This window comes from Mesorhizobium sp. WSM4820, from assembly GCF_055811075.1.
In genome coordinates this window covers 172,446-189,945 of the sequence record NZ_JBVVQN010000002.1, presented here as the reverse complement: position 1 = coordinate 189,945, position 17,500 = coordinate 172,446, and the positions used below count along the sequence as shown (strand labels likewise).

Genomic DNA, 17,500 nt, shown 5'->3' with positions numbered 1-17,500 from the left:
GCTTTTTCAACCATGATTGGTGAAAATGCACTCTATCCGGCCGGACCGTGTTTCCCGCCGACAGCGTAGGGTTTGGGTAGATGCGTGAGTTGCCGCAAGGTCTGACGCCGCCGCACGATGGCGACGAAATCGAAATTTCCGAAATCCAGCTTTCCCGCCGCGCAGTGTTGTCCGGCGCCGGTGCGCTGGCGCTGCTTGGCGTCGCCGGCTGCAGCCAGACGCTCGACCTGTCGGCGCTGCAACTCGACGCCGTCACCACCGGCGCGATCACCCCTGTCCGCCCGAGCATCAGCGTCGACAGGAACATCACCAGCCCTGGTGTGATGTATGCCTCCGTCACCGACGGCGGCTTCACGCTGCCGGAAGTGCCCTACCTCAAGGTCAAGCCGGAGTTCCGCCGCCAGATCGTCGTCGACCCGACCGGCGAGCAGCCCGGCACCATCGTCGTCCATTCGCAGGAGCGGCTGCTCTACCTGGTGCAGCCCGGCGGTGACGCGATCCGTTACGGCGTCGGCATCGGCAAGGAAGGCTTTCGCTGGTCCGGCCGCGCCAACATCCAGTACGGCAAAGAATGGCCGACCTGGAGACCGCCGGCCGAGATGATCGCCCGCAAGCCGGAACTGGTGAAATGGCAGGCCGGGCAGCCCGGCGGCCTCGACAACCCGCTCGGCGCGCGTGCGCTGTACATCTACCAGAACGGCCAGGACACCGGCTACCGCATCCACGGGTCGCCCGAATGGTGGAGCATCGGCCAGGCGATGTCGTCGGGCTGCGTTCGCCTGATCAACCAGGATATCATCGACCTCTACAGCCGCGTCTCCAGGAAGAACCCGGTCGTCGTCGTCTGACCCTCCCGGTCATCGTCTGAACTCGAGGCGGCTGACGCGGCCGCTCGACTCTCCCGTTGCGCGATCTCGCAAGACAGGCGAATGTGCCCTGCAAAGTCACTGCTCGGGAGACGTGAAGCATGTCCGGAACTTTTGTCATCGCGCAAGGCGGCGGCCCGACCGCCGTCATCAACCAGACGGTGGTGGGCGCCACACTCGAGATCCGCAAGCGGCATCCCGGCGCCAAGGTGTTGGGCTCCATCCATGGCGTGCGCGGCATCCGCGACGGCAACTATGTCGATCTTTCGGCTATCCCTGAGGACCGGTTGCGGTTGATTGCTGCGACGCCGAGCGCCGCGCTTGGCTCGACCCGCGACAAGCCGGACGAGGCCTATTGCGAGATCATCCTCAACGGCCTGAACAAGGCGGGCGCCGATGCCTTCATCTATATCGGCGGCAACGACACGTCCGGCACGCAGCAGATCCTGACCGACGCCGCCGGTGGCAAGATGGCTTTCGTCCATGCGCCGAAAACCATCGACAACGATCTCGAGGAGAACGACCACACGCCGGGCTTCATTTCGGCAGCCGAGTTCGTCGCCGGCGCCTTTCTCTCGGTCGACCTCGATTTCCGTGCTCTGCCGGGCATCTATCTCGGTATCGTCATGGGCCGGCACGCCGGTTTCCTCACCGCCGCCGCCGCCGCATGGCAGCTTGATCCCGACAGCGGCCCGCACCTCGTTTATGTGCCGGAGCGTCCGTTCTCGGCTTCAGCCTTTATCGACGACGTGCGCGCCACGCTCGATCGCCACAAGCGCTGCATCGTCGCAGTCTCCGAAGGCGTCAGCACAGCCGACGGCAAGGCGCTGGTCGAAAGTCTTGTCCCGCCGGACAAACTGGAGCGCGATGCGCATGGCAACGTCAAGCTGTCGGGCAGCGACCTGCCGGCCGCCCTCGAGCGCGCGCTGGCCGAAGGATTGCCGGGCAAGCGGGCACGCGTCGATGCGCTCGGCTACATGCCGCGCGGCTATGTCGGGGCCATCAACGCCGTCGATGCGCAGGAAGCCTTTGATGCCGGCGTCTTTGCGGTCGCCGTCGCCGAGCAGGGCGGCGGCTCGGTGGCGCTGCAATATGACGGCAAGAAAACCGTGCTGAACAAGGTGCCGCTGAAAAACGTCGCCGGCAAGACCCGTCACATGCCCGACGATTTCATGCTGCCTGAGGTCAATCAGCTCTCCGATGCAGGAATGGCCTATCTGAAGCGACTGGTTCCCGAAAAATACAAGGTTGGAAAACCGTTCGTCTGATGCCGGCCCTCTGATGGATGATTGGTTCAGCAAGACGAAGGTCGACGCCGTTACAACCATGCTGACCGAGCCGTTCGTGCATGATTTCGTGCGCGCCACCATCTGGCATCTGCGCGGCCGCGACGTCGACCTGCTTGTCGACACCGGCATGGGGATTTGCCCGCTGGCGCCGGAGATCGACACGCCTGATGGCAAGCCGCTGCTCGTCGTCGCCACCCATATCCACCTCGACCATGTCGGCTCGCTGCACGAATTCCCGCTGCGAGCCGGGCCGAGGATGAGTGCTGCGCAATTCGACAGCATGGATGACGCCGTCACCTACGCCCACATGTTTCATGATCTCGACGGCGCCGTCTCGAAGCTGCCGGCACCGGCCTGGAGAGCGGCCGAATACAGAATCCAGCCGGCGCCGCTGACGCGGACGCTTGACGAGGGCGATCTGGTCGACCTTGGCGACCGGCAATTCCGGGTGCTGCATCTGCCCGGCCATTCGCCGGATTCGATCGCGCTGTTCGATGAGGCCGACGGCCTGTTCTTCGCCGGCGACGCCATCTACGACGCCTTGCTGATCGACGACCTGCCGGATTCCGACCGATCAGCCTATCGCCGAACCATGCAGCGGCTGCTCGATCTGCCTGTCAGCATCGGCCATGGCGGCCATGGACCAAGCTTCGACGCCAAACGGATGCGCGAGATCGCCACCGGTTATCTCAGGCGAACAGACGGCGCATAAGCCAAGAATCTGGTTGCCCGCCAGAGTATCTTTGACAACATTGGCGAAGGCCGACAGGCGGCCTGATGCAAACGGATTGTCTCGATGGTCACCCGCGGCTTCTCTTCAGGACGAAAGCCCCCGACGGATGCGGATGCGCGTATCCCGCCGGGGCAGTATCTCGAGCAAGGGTTTCCGGTGCTGTCGGCCGGGCCGACGCCGCCTGTGCGCACCGAGGACTGGTCGTTCACGCTCAAGCACGGACCGCGGCCGATCAAGACGTGGAACTGGACAGAGTTCAACGCGCTGCCTTTGACCAAGATGACGCGCGACATCCATTGTGTCACCGCGTGGACCAAGTTCGACACGGCGTGGCAGGGTGTGATGGTCGACGATATTCTGGCGGATGCCGGCATCGAGCCACCGACCGCCTTCACGCTGGCGCTGTCCTTCGACGGCTATACAACCAACGTGCCGACGCAGGATCTCACTGCCGGCAAGGCAATGGTGGCGCTGCTTTACGAAGGCAAGCCGATCACGCCGGACCATGGCGGCCCGGCGCGGCTGCTGGTTCCGCATCTCTATTTCTGGAAGTCGGCCAAATGGCTGAACGGCCTGCAGTTCACCGAGCGCGACGAGCCCGGCTTCTGGGAGCTGCGCGGCTATCACATCTATGGCGACCCGTGGCGCGAGCAGCGCTATACGGGCGATCCATGAGCGACGCGCCGGCGGCGCAGTCGCCCTGGCAGACGGTGACCATCGCCCGCATCGAAAAGCGCACGCCGCGCGTCACCAGCTTTTTCCTCCAGCCGTCGCGGCCCTTCGCCTATCGTGCCGGGCAGCATGTCGATGTCAGGCTGACGGCGCCGGACGGCTATCAGGCGCGCCGCTCCTACTCAATCGCCTCGGCGCCGGAAGCCGGCGAGACGATCGAACTGGCGATCGAAAGGCTCGATGATGGCGAGGTCTCACCCTTCTTCCACGATATCGCGGCGGTCGGCGACGAGGTCGAGTTGCGCGGCCCGCTCGGCGGCCACTTCGTCTGGTCCGACAGCGACGGCGGCCCGCTTCTGCTGGTCGGCGGCGGGTCCGGCGTGGTACCGCTGATGGCGATGATCCGCCATCGCGGCGCGCGCAGATCGGCGGTGCCCGTGGCATTGGTATTTTCCGCACGGGTCTGGGACGAGGTGATCTTTCGCGACGAGCTGATCGACGTCCACGATCGCCGGGACGGCTTCGATCTGGTGTTGGCGCTGACCCGCGAGGCCGCCCCGCGCCCGTCAGACTATTCGCGGCGGGTCGATGCCGCGATGATGGAGCAATCGATGCTGCGGCTGCCCGCGCCGCCAAGGTTCGCCTTTGTCTGCGGCTCGAATGCGTTCGTGTCGGCCGCCGCCCAGGCGCTGATCGATGCCGGCGTTCCGGCAAGCCTCATCCGCACCGAGCGCTACGGGGTTTAATGCATGTCACGCAAAAGTGTGCAGCGGTTTTGCGATGACGACATGCATAAAAACAATAACTTAAAGCGCGTCGCATGAATCCATTCAGCCGCGACGCGCTTTAAGCTCCCCGGTCAGGCGTCGATCTCGAGCGCCGTCAGCGGCTTCGAACAGCAGGCAAGGATGAAGCCGTCGTCGATCTCGTGATCGAGGATGCCGCCATTGTGGCTCATCTCGACTGTGCCCGAGACCTTTTTCACCTTGCAGGTTCCGCACAGGCCGAACTCGCAGGCTGCGGGAATTCGTACGCCCGAAGCGCGCGCCGTCTGCAGCACGGTCTGGCCGGCAACGCATTCGGCATCGATATCCGAAAGCGAAAAGCGGATCGGTGTTGCGGCCTCGGCAGGTACCTCGACCCCACTCTCTGCCGGTCCACCTTCCGCCGGCGAACCGAACGGGGCCGGTATTTCCTCCACCGCCGGGGCCGCAAAGCTCTCCTGATGGTAGTTGGCCATGTCGAAGCCGGCCGCCTCCAGCATCTGCCGCACGGCGCGCATGAACGGGTCGGGGCCGCAGCAGAAAATTTCGCGCTCGCGAAAATCGGGGGCCAGCAGCGGCAGCCGTATCGCGTCGATCCGGCCCATATGGCCGAACCAGCCCTCACGGCTGGACCGCTCCTCGATCATGAAGCCGAGCGTCAGGCCCGGCATGCGGCTGCCGAGCAGCTCGAGCTCCTTGCGGAAGATGATCTCCTCGGGCTTTCGCGCGCAGTTGACGAAGCCGACATCTGTCCATGGCGCGCAGTCGTTCAGCCAGCGCAGCATCGACATCATCGGCGTCACGCCTGAGCCGGCCGAAATGAACAGATACTTGGCCGCTGGATGGCTGTGCAGCGAAAAGTCGCCCGCCGGCCCATAGGCCTTCACGTGAACGCCGGGCTTCAGATTGTCGAACATCCAGCGGGTGCCGAGGCTGCCGGCCTGCGCTTTCACCGTCACCGCGATCGAGAACGGCCTCGACGGCGAGGACGACAGCGTATAGGTCCGCATCATCGGGCCCTCGGTGGTCGGCAGTTCCAGCGTCACGAACTGCCCCGGTCTGTAGCGGAACCAGGTCTGGTTGTCAGAGCGGAAGGTGAAGGTCTTCACGTCAGGCGCCTCGTCGCTGACGCCGATGACTTCCAGCACCTGGAGCCGGTCGTTCCAGGGCGCCATCTCGTCGAGATGGCGGTAGAGGCCAAGGTCCGTCATCGCATTCATGCCCTTGACCTCGTTCAGGCGACGCTGCGCAGCGCCGGCCGCCCGGCCTCGGCAAGGCGCGGCCCGATGAAGGAGGCGTACCATTCGACGAACTGGATGACGCCGCCCTCATGCAGTTCCGAATAGGGGCCGGGCTCATAGGCCGGCGACAGGATGCCGAAGGCGTTTTCCTCGACAATGCGACGGTCCTGGTCGTTGGTCTCGGTCCAGACATGGGTGAGTTCGGCGAGGTCGTAATCGACGCCTTCGACCGCGTCCTTGTGGACAAGCCATTTGGTGGTGACGGCCGTTTCCGTGGCACTGATCGGCAGCACGCGGAAGGTGACGGCATGATCGCCGAGGATATGGTTCCAACTCGTCGGATAGTGATAGAGCAGCAGCGAGCCGATACGGTCGGTCGAAACGCTGTCGGAAAGGTTCTTCTTCACCGCGCGTCTTCCCGTCATCGTGTAGCTGACGGCGTCGTGCAGCAGCGGCGCGCGGGTGGCGCGATACTGCCCGGCCGGATCGATGCGGAACTTGCTCGGCAAGCCCGCCGCCTCGCATTTCGCCCAGTGCGCGAGCATCTCTGGATCGCTGTCGGCGCCCTGCACGCCGGTCACGGTCGGCGCTTCCGGGAATGTCTTGCAGAGTTCCGGATGGTTGCCGGCGCAATGGTAGCACTCGCGGTTGTTCTCCCAGACGAGCTTCCAGTTGCCCTTCTCGACGATGGTCGATTCGAAGGCGATTTTTGCCTCGCGCAGCCGGTGCGGCAGGAGGTAAGGCTCGATCATGGCGCGCATCGGCGCGAAATCGGCCGGCTCGTTGGCCAGGCAGATAAAGATGTAGCCGCCAACGCTTTCGCAAGCCACCGGCTTCAGGCTGAACTGGCTCTTGTCGAAGCCGTCTGCCATCTGGCGAGCAAACAACAGCCGGCCGTCCAGCTCGTAGGTCCACTGGTGATAGGGGCAGACCAGCTTCGCCGCAGTGCCCTTGTCGGCATTGCAGACACGGCTGCCGCGATGCCGGCAGGAATTGTGGAAGGCATTGATCTTGCCTTGCTGGTCGCGGACCAGCACGACCGGATAGTCGCCGATCTGGGCGGTGATATAGCTGCCAGCTTTCGGCAACTCGCAATCGTGGCCGATGAACAGCCAGTCGCGATACCAGATCAGCTCCATGTCGAGCTTGAAGAAATCTGGATCGGTGTAGAAGGGCTGCTCGAGCGAATAGCCTTGCCTGCGGCCGTGCAAGAGCCTCAGCATGTCGTTGCGCGCGTCCATGTCCTGTCCTCGTGTAAGGACTGAACTGGTGGTGATGGAGGGAGGACCGTTTGCACGCCGGCGACAGGGCCGGACGTGCATCATCCACCTCTTGACCGCCCACCGCGATCAGTCGAGTCTGAAAATCTCGGGCTGGTTTCCGGGCTCTGGAGTGTCCTTGCGGACTCGTCGCGACACCTTCCCAGGCTTGTGGCCCAGTGGTCTCCCGTTGCGACTTGAACTCCACCACCGTTGCGGGGGCAGCGCCGGGTTCTGACCGGCTTCCCAATTCTCCGCTTCGTCGTCACCAAGCGGCACCTGAGATGGCGTGATCTAATCATGCCGGCCGGCTGACTGCCGGCATGAAAGCGACATCGTATCCATGCGGCGCGACACCGCCGGCGAAACCTGCAGGTTTATATCTGCAGGGCTGAAGCCCCACTTTGTCGGCGGCCACTGTCGGCTGCCGTGACATAGAATCCGACCCGCGGCGGAGATCAGGAAGGTTAACAGTTTACAAAAGTGACTATTAGCCGCTTCTAAAATCGAACCGAACGGTTCGTTTCTGTTGACAATGCGTGCAACACGCTGTGAACGCAAATTCGCCAATCCGTCAAATCATGAATTGCTAATTTTGAATAAGATATTGAAAACAAACCGTAAAACCATAGTGCTAGATGCCTCTGGTACAATTTCAAGGTGTAGATTCTTGGTCCACACGGAACAACTTCGTGATTGGAATCCGCCAAATGGCCTTCCCACATCGGGGCTGTCCGAACGACGCGCGCATCCTCCCAAGACACGCCGCTAGACGGACTGAAGACCAAGATACTGGAGTACTAAAATGAAAAAGATCGCTCTTGCTGCCGTCGCCGCTCTGGCCATCACCGGCAGCGCCTTTGCCGGCAGCGACCATTATGGGTCCAACGCCGCCAACCAGCCGGCCGTCGCGGTCGACAGCTCGTATACGGCCTCTGTCCAGACGCCGGCTCACGCTGAAAAGCAGGCCGTTGGCCAGGGCGCCGACCGCAACCTTTTCGGCAACAATTAACAGCTGGTCCCAAACAGCAAAGTGGCGGTCCGCCGCTCGGGATCTGAGGAACTCAGGAGTATTTGAAATGAAGAAGCTCATTCTTGCCACCGCCGCCATTATGGCCATCTCCGGCAGTGCTTTTGCCGGCAGCGACAACTTTGGATCGAACGGCGCCAACCAGCCGGCCGCTGCGGTCGACAGCAACTCGTACACGGCTTCGATTCGGAATTCGGCGTCGGCGCAGAATCCGGTTCCGGCTGACGAGAAACCCGTCAACGGCAGCGACCGTAAGCTGTTCGGCAACAACTAACAGTTCGTTCCAACAGCGGCGGCGGCATTTGCCCGCCGGGCTGGCGGAACCAAGAAAATCCAGGAGTTTTGAAAATGAAGAAGATCGTTCTTACCGCCGCCGCGCTTTTGATTGCTGCGGGCGGCGCTTTTGCCGGTAGCGACAACTTTGGCAGAACCGACATCAACAAGCAGGCGACCATCAACGTCGACAACACGCAGACTTCTTCGGTACGCAATACCGGTTCGCCGGTCTACAAGCTGCTCAACTCGTCGGGCGACGTACAGAAGTCCGCCCCGCAGGGCAGCGACCGGAACCTGTTCGGCCGCTAGCGCATCGGCCCGAAAATCGGTTCCGATTTTCGGAAAGCACGATGCGCAGGGTTAAAGTGTCGGAGCGTACCTTTGTGCGTCCACTTGGACGCACGTCGCTCTAACAGCGACCGGAACGGACAAGAGTGGCGGCTTTGCCCGCCGCTCTCGTTTTTGGGTCACCAAACATCCATCAGTTCGGCTGCTGCTCTCAGGCTGCCTTTGCTTCCGCTTTGTGGAGCGTGAATGAATGTCCGTCGGCATCGAAAATATGCAGGTCGCCGGCATCGGCATTCAAGCGCAGCGCAGCGCCGCGCTTGACCCCGACATTGCCTGGCAGCTTGGTGACCAGCGGCAGGTCGGCGCGGCCGATGTCGACATAGACGAGTTGGACCTCGCCGAGTTGCTCGACATAATCCACCGTTCCCTCGAAAAGATAATCCGCACCGGTGGCGATCGTCAGATCTTCCGGCCGCACGCCGAAGCTCACCGAAGCGCCCTTCACCGACGCCGGCGTGGCGATCGGCACCGTCGCCTTGCGCCCGCCGACATGACTGACGATGGTCGGGTCGCCTGATTTGTCGATCGTCGCCGGCAGGATGTTCATGGCCGGCGAGCCGATGAACTGGGCGACGAACAGATTGCCGGGTCTCTTGTAGAGCTCCATCGGCGTGCCGACCTGCTCGATATGGCCCTCCTTGAGCACCACGATGCGGTCGGCCAGCGTCATCGCCTCGACCTGGTCGTGGGTGACGTAGATCATCGTTGTAGCAGGCATCGATTCCTTGAGCTTGGCGATCTCGATGCGGGTGGCGACGCGCAGCGCCGCGTCGAGGTTCGACAGCGGCTCGTCGAACAGGAAGACCTTGGGGTTGCGCACGATGGCGCGGCCGATGGCGACGCGCTGGCGCTGGCCGCCCGACATCGCCTTGGGCAGGCGGTCGAGATATTTGGTCAGCTGCAGGATTTCCGCCGCCTGGCGCACCCGCTTGTCGATCTCGGCCTTGCTCTCCTTGCCGATCTTCATCGAGAACGCCATGTTGTCGTAAACAGTCATGTGCGGATAGAGCGCATAGGACTGGAACACCATGGCGATGCCGCGCTTCGACGGCGGCACGTCGTTCACCACCTCGCCGTCGATCTTGAGCTCGCCGGAGGTGATTTCCTCAAGCCCGGCGATCGACCGCAGCAAGGTCGACTTGCCACAGCCCGAAGGGCCGACGAAGACGATGAACTCGCCCGACTTTATGTCGAGGTCGATGCCATGGAGAATGTTGAGATTGCCGTATGATTTCTTCACTTGCCTTAGCGTGACATCGGCCATGGGTTCCCTCCAGTGAATTGCAAATTCAGTCGACACGCCCGAACCAGGCGCCGTAGCCGTCGAGGCGGATAAAGCCGGCGTCAGTCTGTCCCGAAAACCCGTGCCCCGGCAAGGGCTGCAGCGAGCGTCCGCCGAGATTGACTTCGGCCGGTCGGCTGCCGAGATTGAAGGCGCAGACGATCTGCTCATTGCCCTCGCGGCGCGTGAAGGCGACCGTATTGCCCTGGCTTTCGATGAACTCGATCTCGCCCTTGGCCAGCGCCGGATACAGGCGGCGGAAAGCGAGAAAGCGCCGGTAGTGTTCGAGCAGCGAGTTGTCGTCGCCCTGCTGCACATCGACCGCCTGCGAAAGGTGCTTGGCAGGCACGGGCAGCCAGGGCTTTGCCGTGGAGAAGCCGCCATTGCCGTCGGCGCCATTCCAGACCATCGGCGTGCGGCAGCCGTCGCGGCCCTTGAATTCCGGCCAGAACCGGATGCCGTAGGGGTCCTGCAGATCCTCGAATTGCAATTCCGCTTCGCCAAGACCGAGTTCCTCGCCCTGGTAGATGCAGACCGAGCCACGCAGCGACATCAGCAGCGCCGAGATCACCTTGAGATAAGCGGTCTGGTCGGCCTCGCTGGCCGCCCAGCGCGAGGCAGTGCGCATCACGTCGTGGTTGGAGAAGGCCCAACACGACCAGCCGTCGCTGGCGACCTCGCCAAAGGCTTCCAGCACCGAACGCACTTTTGCCGCGCTGATCTTTTCGGGCGCCAGGAAGTCGAATGAATAGCACATGTGCACGCGCTTGCTGCCGGCGGTATAGGCCGCCACCACCTCCAGTCCGCGCTGCGAATCGCCGACTTCGCCAACCGCCGCCGTCGCCGGATATTCGTCGAGCAGGGCGCGGAAGCGTTCGAGGAAGCCAAGGTTTTCGGGGCGGCTCTTGTCGTAGAGATGGTCCTGGTAGTTGTAGGGGTTGACGGAAGGAGCGGTCTGGTCGTTGCGCTGTTCGGGCGGCAGCGGCGGATTGTCCTCGAGGCCCTGGCTGTGGAAGTAGAAATTGATGGTGTCGAGGCGGAAACCGTCGACGCCGCGCTCCAGCCAGAAGCGGGTGACATCGAGCAGCGCGTCCTGGACTGCGCGGCTGTGGAAGTTGAGATCGGGCTGCTCGGCCAGGAAATTATGCAGGTAATATTGCTGGCGGCTGGTGTCCCACTGCCAGGCCGAACCGCCGAAGATCGACAGCCAGTTGTTGGGTGGCGTGCCGTCGGGCCTGGCGTCGGCCCAGACATACCAGTCGGCCTTCGGGTTGGTGCGGCTCGAGCGGCTTTCCTTGAACCATGGATGGATGTCGGCGGTATGCGACAGCACCTCGTCGATCATCACCTTGAGCCCGAGCCTGTGCGCCTCGGCGGTCAGGGCGTCGAAATCGGCCAACGTGCCGAACATCGGATCGACGTCGCAATAGTCGGACACGTCGTAGCCGAAATCCTTCATCGGCGACTTGAAGAACGGCGAGATCCAGATGGCATCGACGCCGAGCGCCGCGATATAGGGCAGCCTGCCGATGATGCCCCTGAGGTCGCCGATGCCGTCGCCGTTCGAGTCCTGAAAACTGCGCGGATAGATCTGGTAGATCACCGCACCTCGCCACCAGTCGCGGTCGACGGCGAGGTCGGGGCTCAACGTCGCTTTCACAGCGGATTGCATGATCTCAACCTCCCTTCACCGAGCCGGCGAGCAGCCCGCGGACGAAATAGCGCTGCAGCGAGAAGAACACGATCAGCGGCACGACAATGGTGATGAAGGCCGATGTCGTCAGGATCTCCCAGTCGCCGCCGCGCGAGCCAAGCAGCGCGTTGAGCTTGGCGGTCAGCACGATCTGGTCGCCCTCGGTGCCGAGGAAAACCATCGCGACCAGCAGATCGTTCCACACCCACAGGAACTGAAAGATGGCGAAGGAGGCCAGCACCGGGAACGACAGCGGCAGCACGATCTTGACGAAGATCTCGAAATCGCTGGCGCCGTCGATGCGCGCCGATTCCATGATTTCGCGCGGCAGGCCGGCAATGTAGCTTCTCAAGAGATAGATGGCGAAGGGCAGGCCGAAGCCGGTATGCGCCAGCCAGATGCCGAGATAGGTTTTCGACGGCACGCCGAAGAAGCTGCCGACGCCGTTGTAAAGTTTCAGCAGCGGGATCAGCGACATCTGCAGCGGCACGACCAGGAGCCCGATGATCACCGCGATGAGCAACGCCCGGCCGGGAAAGCGCATCCAGGCCAGCGCATAGGCCGCGAACGCCGCGATCAGGATCGGGATGACCGTCGCCGGAATGGTGACGGTCAGCGAATTCATGAAGGAGCGGCCGATGCCCTCCGAAAACAGCACCGTATTGTAATTGTCGGTGGTGAATTTCGGTGGCGCCGACGAGGCGTAGTAGACGCGCTGGCCACGCTCGCCCTCGAACGGCTTGGTCGAGGTCATGACGAAACTGCCGTCGGGGTTGAGCTGCAAGGTCTCGCCGTCGCCGAGATCGGCTGTCGTGCCGGCGGGATATTGCGTCGGCGCCGACGACTTGACGCCAAAGGCGCTGATGTCGCGGGCCGGATCATAGCCGAAGATGTTGCCCTCGAGGACGAACTTGCCGTCCTTCTCGACTTGCGCCGAGGCGGGTGGCAGCCGCCCCGCTTCCGTCTGCGTGGAACTGGCGAACGAGTTCCACCAGCCCGAGGCGATGATCTGGTCCTTGTCGCGCAGCGACGAGACAAGAATGCCGAGCGTCGGGATCGTCCAGATCGCGACGAAGAGGAAGACCGCGATATGGACGCCGAAACGGCTGGCAAAGGACTTTCCGGTCGAGACGGCCATCTCAATGTCCTCCCGTCTCTTTGTTGGCCTGGCGGATGTTCCAGATCATGATCGGAATGACCGCGATCATGATGATGATGGCGATGGTGGCGCCACGGCCGAAATCGCCGCCGCCGCGGAACATCCAGTCGAACATCAGATTGGCCAGCACCTGGCTGTTCCATTGGCCGTTGGTCATCGTCAGCACGATGTCGAAAACCTTCAGCACCAGGATGGTGATGGTGGTCCAGACGACGGCGATCGTTCCCCAGATCTGCGGCACCATGATCTTCCAGAAGATCTGGAACGGATTGGCGCCGTCGATGACGGCCGCCTCCAGCGTCTCCTCGGGAATGCCCCGCAAGGCAGAGGACAGGATGACCATGGCAAAGCCGGTCTGGATCCAGATCAGGATGATCATCAGGAAGAAATTGTTCCAGAACGGCAGCGATATCCAGACCTGCGGCTGGCCGCCGAAATATTGGATGATGGCGTTGAGCAGGCCGATCTGCGTCTGGCCAGCACCACGATACTCGTAGATGAACTTCCAGATGACGCTGGCGCCGACGAACGAGATGGCCAGCGGCAGGAAGATGAGGCTCTTGGCGATGGTGCCCCACCAGATCTTGTCGGTGAGGACGGCGATGATCAGCCCGAGGAAGGTGCAGGCGGCAGGCACGACCGCCAGCCAGATGATGTTGTTGAGGATGGAGGTGCGGAATTCGCGGTCGCCGAACGCCCATTCATAATTGGCGAAGCCGACGAAATTGGCGCCACCGCGATCGAGGAACGACAGCCTCAGCGTCTCCACGACCGGGTAGATCAGGTAGATGGTGAGGATGATCATGGCCGGGCCGACGAACAGCCACGGCCGGATCATCCCCTGCCGGCGCAGATTGTCGATGGCCGCCGCACCTGCAACGCCGCGTGACGGGAAGATGATGTCCACCAGTTTGTTGGCGCCCCAGAAATAGGCGACGCAGCCGCCGACGCCGACGACGATGACGAATATGGCCGAGAAAATCTGAGCCGCCACGGGTCCCTCCCTCTGCGCATGATCCGCCAGTCGGGAATGACTTTGGCGATGCGATCACAGGCCGATTCAGTTATTTGGAACGCGACCGGATGCAAGGCAGGGTTTTGCACTTGCTGGTCGCGCGTCATGCCGGAATGTGCTCATAAAAATTGCTGCTGTGCGGGCCGCCGTTCGGAACCGGGCCATCGAGGCCCGGATCCATGCAGGATCGGACGTCCAGCCGGGACCGCCTACTTGATCGCGTCCCAGCTCTTCTGGATATCGGTGGCGACATCCTGGGCGGACTTGCCGCCGACGAGATCGATCATGCCGGTCCAGAAGGCGCCGGCGCCGATCTTGCCCGGCATCAGGTCGGACCCGTCGAAGCGGAAGGTCGAGGCTTCGGCGAGGATTTCGCCCTGCTTCTTCAGCGCGTCGCTGGCATAGGCGTCCTTGTTGACCGACTTGAACGGCGTCACAAAGCCGCCCTGGGCCATCCAGATCTCATGGGCGAGCGGCATCTTCAGGAATTCGATGAACGCGCGGGCACTCTTGCTATCCTTGGTGATCATGGCCAGCGTGCCGGCGCCGAGCACCGGGGTACCGAGGTCGGGCTTGGCAGCGTAAGCTGGAAAGTAGAAGAAGTCGGCGTCCTGGCCGATCTCGGTGCCTTCCGGGAAGAAGGTCGGGATGAACGACGCCTGGTGGTGCAGATAGCATTTCGGCGGCACCGAGAACAGGCCTTTCGGGCTATCGCGAAAATCGGTCGCCGCCACCGCCTTGGCGCCGCCGTCGACCATCTTGTCGTCGGTCGCGATCTTGCCGAAAATGTCGATGGCGTTGACCACCGCGGGGTCGTTGAACGGAATCTCGTTCTTCACCCACTTGTCGTAGGTCTCGGGCGTCTGGGTGCGCAGCATGATGTCCTCGACCCAGTCGGTCGCCGGCCAGCCGGTGGCGCCGCCAGAACCGAGCCCGATGCACCATGGCGTGCCGCCGTCGGCGATGATCTGCTTTTCGAGCTCGGCGAGCTCTTCCTGCGTCTTCGGCACCTCGTAGTCGGCTTCCTCGAAATTGTCCGGCGAGTACCAGACCAGCGATTTCACGTCGGCTTTGTAGGGAAAGGCGAAAAAGCCCGGCTTGCCATCTTTGTCCTTGAAGGTGCCGAGATCGACCCATGACTGGCCGGCGCCGTAATTGTCCTTGATCCAGTTGGCGGTGTCGTCGCCGAGCGGCGTCAGCAGGCCCTTGGACGCCAGGTCCTGGATCAGGCCCGGCTGGGGCAGCACGGCGATGTTGGGCGGGCTGCCGGCCTGCGTGTCGATGACGATCTGCTGTTCGTAATTTTCCGACGAGGAGTATTTGACCTCGGCGCCGGTGGCTTCCGAGAAATAGTCGAGAACGGTGCGGATGAGGCCCTCGTCCTCGCCGCGCCATGGCCCGAAGATCGACAGCGTCTCGCCCTTGAGGTCGACTTTCTTGAGCTCTTCGTAATTCGCCCAGTTGAAGCGGGGGTCTTCGCCCGGCTTGAACTTCAGTTCGGCTTGCGCCGGTGCGCCCAGGGCGAGCGCGACAAAGGCGGCGCTCAGCAGAAGCATTTTCCTCATTGGTATTCCCTCCCAGTGGTGACAGACACCGGACGGAACCTCCATTCCGTCCGCCGACGCAGCAGGACTGTGACTCACTCGGAAGGGAACCGCAACCTTTCGAAGAGTCTTCCAAAGCGCTTTGGTCTTTGCAATCACGCCACTGAATTAATCAGAAGTCAAGAGGTTGGTAAACTAATCGATTTAATTTCACGGCCGCAAGAGCAAACAAAGTGCGTTGCAGCACCATTTTGGGCGCTGCAACAGCAAATTTTGCTTCAAACCGGTTAGAAAGGGTGCTTATGATCTTCGCATCGGAAGCGCTTGCCGCCGTGGCGCGAGCGACCCATAGTTAAAGCGCTTTGAGGCTTGGAGGCCTCCGGTGAACCTCAAACAGCTTTCCCACATGCTGGCGCTTTCGCAGACCACGGTAAGCCGCGCGCTGAACGGCTACCCGGAAGTCAACGAGGAAACGCGCCGGCGGGTGATCGACGCCGCCAAGCGCCACGGCTATCGCCCCAACCCGAGCGCGCGTCGGCTGGCTACCGGCAAGACCGGGATGATCGGTTATGTCTTGCCGACCGGGGCGGCCGTCGACATCGACCCGCATTTCGTCGAATTCCTCTCCGGTCTCGGCGACTACGCCCGTTCGCACGAACTCGACCTGGTGCTGTCCCCCGCCGATGCCGACGATCAGGAGACGACCTATCGGCGCATCGTCGCCAACCGGCAGGTCGACGCCGTCTACATCTCCTCGCCGAGGCCGGCCGACCGGCGGGTGGCGCTGGTCAGCACGCTCGGCATCCCCTTTATCGTCCATGGCCGCAGTGAAGGGCTCGATTTCGATTACCCTTTCACCGACATCGACAATGAGGGCGCCTTCCACGAGGCGGCACGGTTGCTCGTCCAGCTCGGTCACCGGCGGCTGGCGCTGATCAACGGCGACGGCCGCGAGACCTTCGCCATTCACCGCGAGCGTGGTGCGCGCCGAGCGCTGGCGGCAAGCGGTCTGGCGCTTGGCGAAGGCGATGTCTGTTCCCTCGCCATGACCGAGGAGAACGGCTACCGCGCCGCCAGACGGTTGCTCGAGCGCAGCGATGCGCCGACCGCGATCGCCTGCTCCAGCCTGATCATGGCGCTCGGCGTCGTGCGCGCGGTGCGCGATCTCGGCCTGACCATTCCGGGCGACCTGTCGCTGATCGCCCACGACGACGTCTTCCCCTGGCTGAAGCCGGAGAATTTTTCGGTGCCGTTGTCGACGACGCGTTCGTCGATCCGCCTGGCCGGCGCTCGTATCGCCGAGCGGCTGGCGGCGCGGATTTCCGGATCGGAGGAGGGCGCCCGCGGCGAAGTCTGGCCGGTCGACCTGGTCATCAGGGGATCGGTCGCCGGCGCACCTGGCTAAGGATCACTCGATCGACTGAGTTCGACCCTTTGGGACCTGCGCGGTCTTGCGGGAGTATGACAAGGTCGCTCGCGAATGCGCGCGACGGCGTCGATCTTCCCGCTATCTGCCTCGCCTGGTCGAACTGGAACTGATCGACCGCGATCGCCGTGTAGTCGAGAGACGCATCAGAAAGGCCCGGGAAATGCGCTGCGGTTGACAGCTTCCGTGAGCCGCATCATTGTTGGCGTTGCGCATCCCGATCCTCGATAGGGTCACGTCCTACGCGTTGCCTGTCTGCAACAGCGGTTCGAACTGCGCCTCACCCCTACACCGCAAAGTTGTTTCACCGAGAAAGACGGAGGATTCTTCGTGGCCGATGCCCAATGCGTATGCGGCGCACTCAGACTTATGATGCGAGAGCCAACAAAATTGGTTGCCGCGTGTCATTGTTTAGCTTGCCAACGGCGAACCGGTACATCATTCAGCGTCAACGCGTTCTATGCGACTGATACCGTCGCGATTTCGGGAGCTGCAAGGGAGTTCATTCGCGTTGCCGATAGCGGCCGCAATGTACGCATGTATTTTTGCCCGACCTGTGGTTCGACAGTCTATTGGAAGCCTGATGCTCTGCCTACGATGATCGGCGTAGCCGTTGGCGCATTGGCCGATCCAAACTTCCCGGCCCCAACCGTGTCGATCTTCGAGCGATATCAACATCATTGGGTAACTCTTGCGGAAGAGGTCGAGCGCTTCCAGGCAAGTCTGATACAAGAGTACTCGCCTGATATCTGACGCCCGCGGCGAAGCCTGGCCGGTCGATCTGGTGGTCAGGGGATCGGTCGCCGGCGCACCGGCCTAGTGGTCAAACTCAATCACTCTGAGCGACCGAGTTCGACCCGGTTGCGGACCTTCCGACGATTACCAGCAGTTGCTAACCTTGCT

At 62.5% G+C, this 17,500-nt stretch carries 17 protein-coding genes and 1 riboswitch; of the genes, 10 read left to right on the top strand and 7 right to left on the bottom strand.

Translation table 11 applies throughout. The features are described 5' to 3' along the window. The first annotated feature begins 80 nt into the window (after positions 1-80). From AC0L2R_RS04280 to AC0L2R_RS04260, 5 genes are all read left to right on the top strand, one after another. On the top strand, positions 81-848 hold the full coding sequence (locus AC0L2R_RS04280; RefSeq protein ID WP_473507838.1) for a L,D-transpeptidase: 768 nt from the start codon (positions 81-83) through the stop codon (positions 846-848). A gap of 119 nt (positions 849-967) precedes the next feature. Then, entirely contained in the window at positions 968-2,134 is a 1,167-nt protein-coding gene (locus tag AC0L2R_RS04275) for a diphosphate--fructose-6-phosphate 1-phosphotransferase (protein ID WP_473507837.1), read from the top strand. Positions 2,135-2,147: 13 nt separating this feature from the next. Then, positions 2,148-2,867, top strand: coding sequence for an MBL fold metallo-hydrolase (locus tag AC0L2R_RS04270; protein WP_473507836.1), 720 nt, complete (start codon positions 2,148-2,150; stop codon positions 2,865-2,867). Positions 2,868-2,951: 84 nt separating this feature from the next. Next, positions 2,952-3,563, top strand: a complete 612-nt coding sequence (locus AC0L2R_RS04265; RefSeq protein ID WP_473507835.1) for a molybdopterin-dependent oxidoreductase — start codon at positions 2,952-2,954, stop codon at positions 3,561-3,563. Continuing rightward, positions 3,560-4,306 (top strand): FAD-binding oxidoreductase, encoded by a 747-nt coding sequence (locus tag AC0L2R_RS04260; RefSeq protein WP_473507834.1) that lies wholly within the window; start codon positions 3,560-3,562, stop codon positions 4,304-4,306. Before AC0L2R_RS04265 ends, AC0L2R_RS04260 begins: the two co-directional genes overlap by 4 nt. Positions 4,307-4,419: 113 nt before the next feature. On the opposite strand, the gene AC0L2R_RS04255 is transcribed toward AC0L2R_RS04260, so the two are convergent. Both AC0L2R_RS04255 and AC0L2R_RS04250 read right to left on the bottom strand, forming a co-directional pair. Beyond that, positions 4,420-5,535 carry an FAD-binding oxidoreductase gene (locus tag AC0L2R_RS04255; protein WP_473508066.1) on the bottom strand — a complete coding sequence of 372 codons (1,116 nt, stop codon included), beginning with the start codon at positions 5,533-5,535 and terminating at the stop codon, positions 4,420-4,422. Between the two features lie 23 nt (positions 5,536-5,558). Continuing rightward, positions 5,559-6,806 (bottom strand): aromatic ring-hydroxylating oxygenase subunit alpha, encoded by a 1,248-nt coding sequence (locus AC0L2R_RS04250; RefSeq protein WP_473507833.1) that lies wholly within the window; start codon positions 6,804-6,806, stop codon positions 5,559-5,561. Positions 6,807-6,919: 113 nt separating this feature from the next. Further along, positions 6,920-7,122: riboswitch (cobalamin riboswitch) on the bottom strand. Positions 7,123-7,629: 507 nt separating this feature from the next. On the opposite strand from AC0L2R_RS04250, the gene AC0L2R_RS04245 reads away from it, so the two are divergent. The 3 genes from AC0L2R_RS04245 (at position 7,630) to AC0L2R_RS04235 (ending at position 8,439) form a co-directional block, all read left to right on the top strand. Continuing rightward, on the top strand, positions 7,630-7,836 hold the full coding sequence (locus AC0L2R_RS04245) for a DUF680 domain-containing protein (RefSeq protein WP_473507832.1): 207 nt from the start codon (positions 7,630-7,632) through the stop codon (positions 7,834-7,836). 67 nt (positions 7,837-7,903) lie between these two features. Beyond that, a complete protein-coding gene (locus AC0L2R_RS04240) occupies positions 7,904-8,128 on the top strand; it encodes a DUF680 domain-containing protein (protein ID WP_473507831.1) in 225 nt (74 codons plus the stop codon). Between the two features lie 74 nt (positions 8,129-8,202). Beyond that, entirely contained in the window at positions 8,203-8,439 is a 237-nt protein-coding gene (locus AC0L2R_RS04235; protein ID WP_023796852.1) for a DUF680 domain-containing protein, read from the top strand. Between the two features lie 190 nt (positions 8,440-8,629). On the opposite strand, the gene AC0L2R_RS04230 is transcribed toward AC0L2R_RS04235, so the two are convergent. From AC0L2R_RS04230 to AC0L2R_RS04210, 5 genes are all read right to left on the bottom strand, one after another. After that, positions 8,630-9,742, bottom strand: a complete 1,113-nt coding sequence (locus AC0L2R_RS04230) for an ABC transporter ATP-binding protein (RefSeq protein ID WP_023796851.1) — start codon at positions 9,740-9,742, stop codon at positions 8,630-8,632. A gap of 25 nt (positions 9,743-9,767) precedes the next feature. Further along, a complete protein-coding gene (bglA, locus tag AC0L2R_RS04225) occupies positions 9,768-11,432 on the bottom strand; it encodes a beta-galactosidase BglA (RefSeq protein WP_473507830.1) in 1,665 nt (554 codons plus the stop codon). Between the two features lie 4 nt (positions 11,433-11,436). Next, positions 11,437-12,591 (bottom strand): carbohydrate ABC transporter permease, encoded by a 1,155-nt coding sequence (locus AC0L2R_RS04220; protein ID WP_473507829.1) that lies wholly within the window; start codon positions 12,589-12,591, stop codon positions 11,437-11,439. A 1-nt stretch (position 12,592) separates the two neighbouring features. Continuing rightward, complete coding sequence (locus AC0L2R_RS04215; RefSeq protein WP_023796848.1) at positions 12,593-13,606, bottom strand: carbohydrate ABC transporter permease; 1,014 nt, start codon at positions 13,604-13,606, stop codon at positions 12,593-12,595. A 230-nt stretch (positions 13,607-13,836) separates the two neighbouring features. Beyond that, a complete protein-coding gene (locus AC0L2R_RS04210) occupies positions 13,837-15,192 on the bottom strand; it encodes an ABC transporter substrate-binding protein (protein WP_091592647.1) in 1,356 nt (451 codons plus the stop codon). A gap of 361 nt (positions 15,193-15,553) precedes the next feature. Between AC0L2R_RS04210 and AC0L2R_RS04205 the strand changes: the two genes are divergently transcribed. Further along, positions 15,554-16,576 carry a substrate-binding domain-containing protein gene (locus AC0L2R_RS04205; protein WP_473507828.1) on the top strand — a complete coding sequence of 341 codons (1,023 nt, stop codon included), beginning with the start codon at positions 15,554-15,556 and terminating at the stop codon, positions 16,574-16,576. Between the two features lie 351 nt (positions 16,577-16,927). After that, complete coding sequence (locus AC0L2R_RS04200) at positions 16,928-17,350, top strand: GFA family protein (protein ID WP_031254029.1); 423 nt, start codon at positions 16,928-16,930, stop codon at positions 17,348-17,350. Positions 17,351-17,500: the final 150 nt, after the last annotated feature.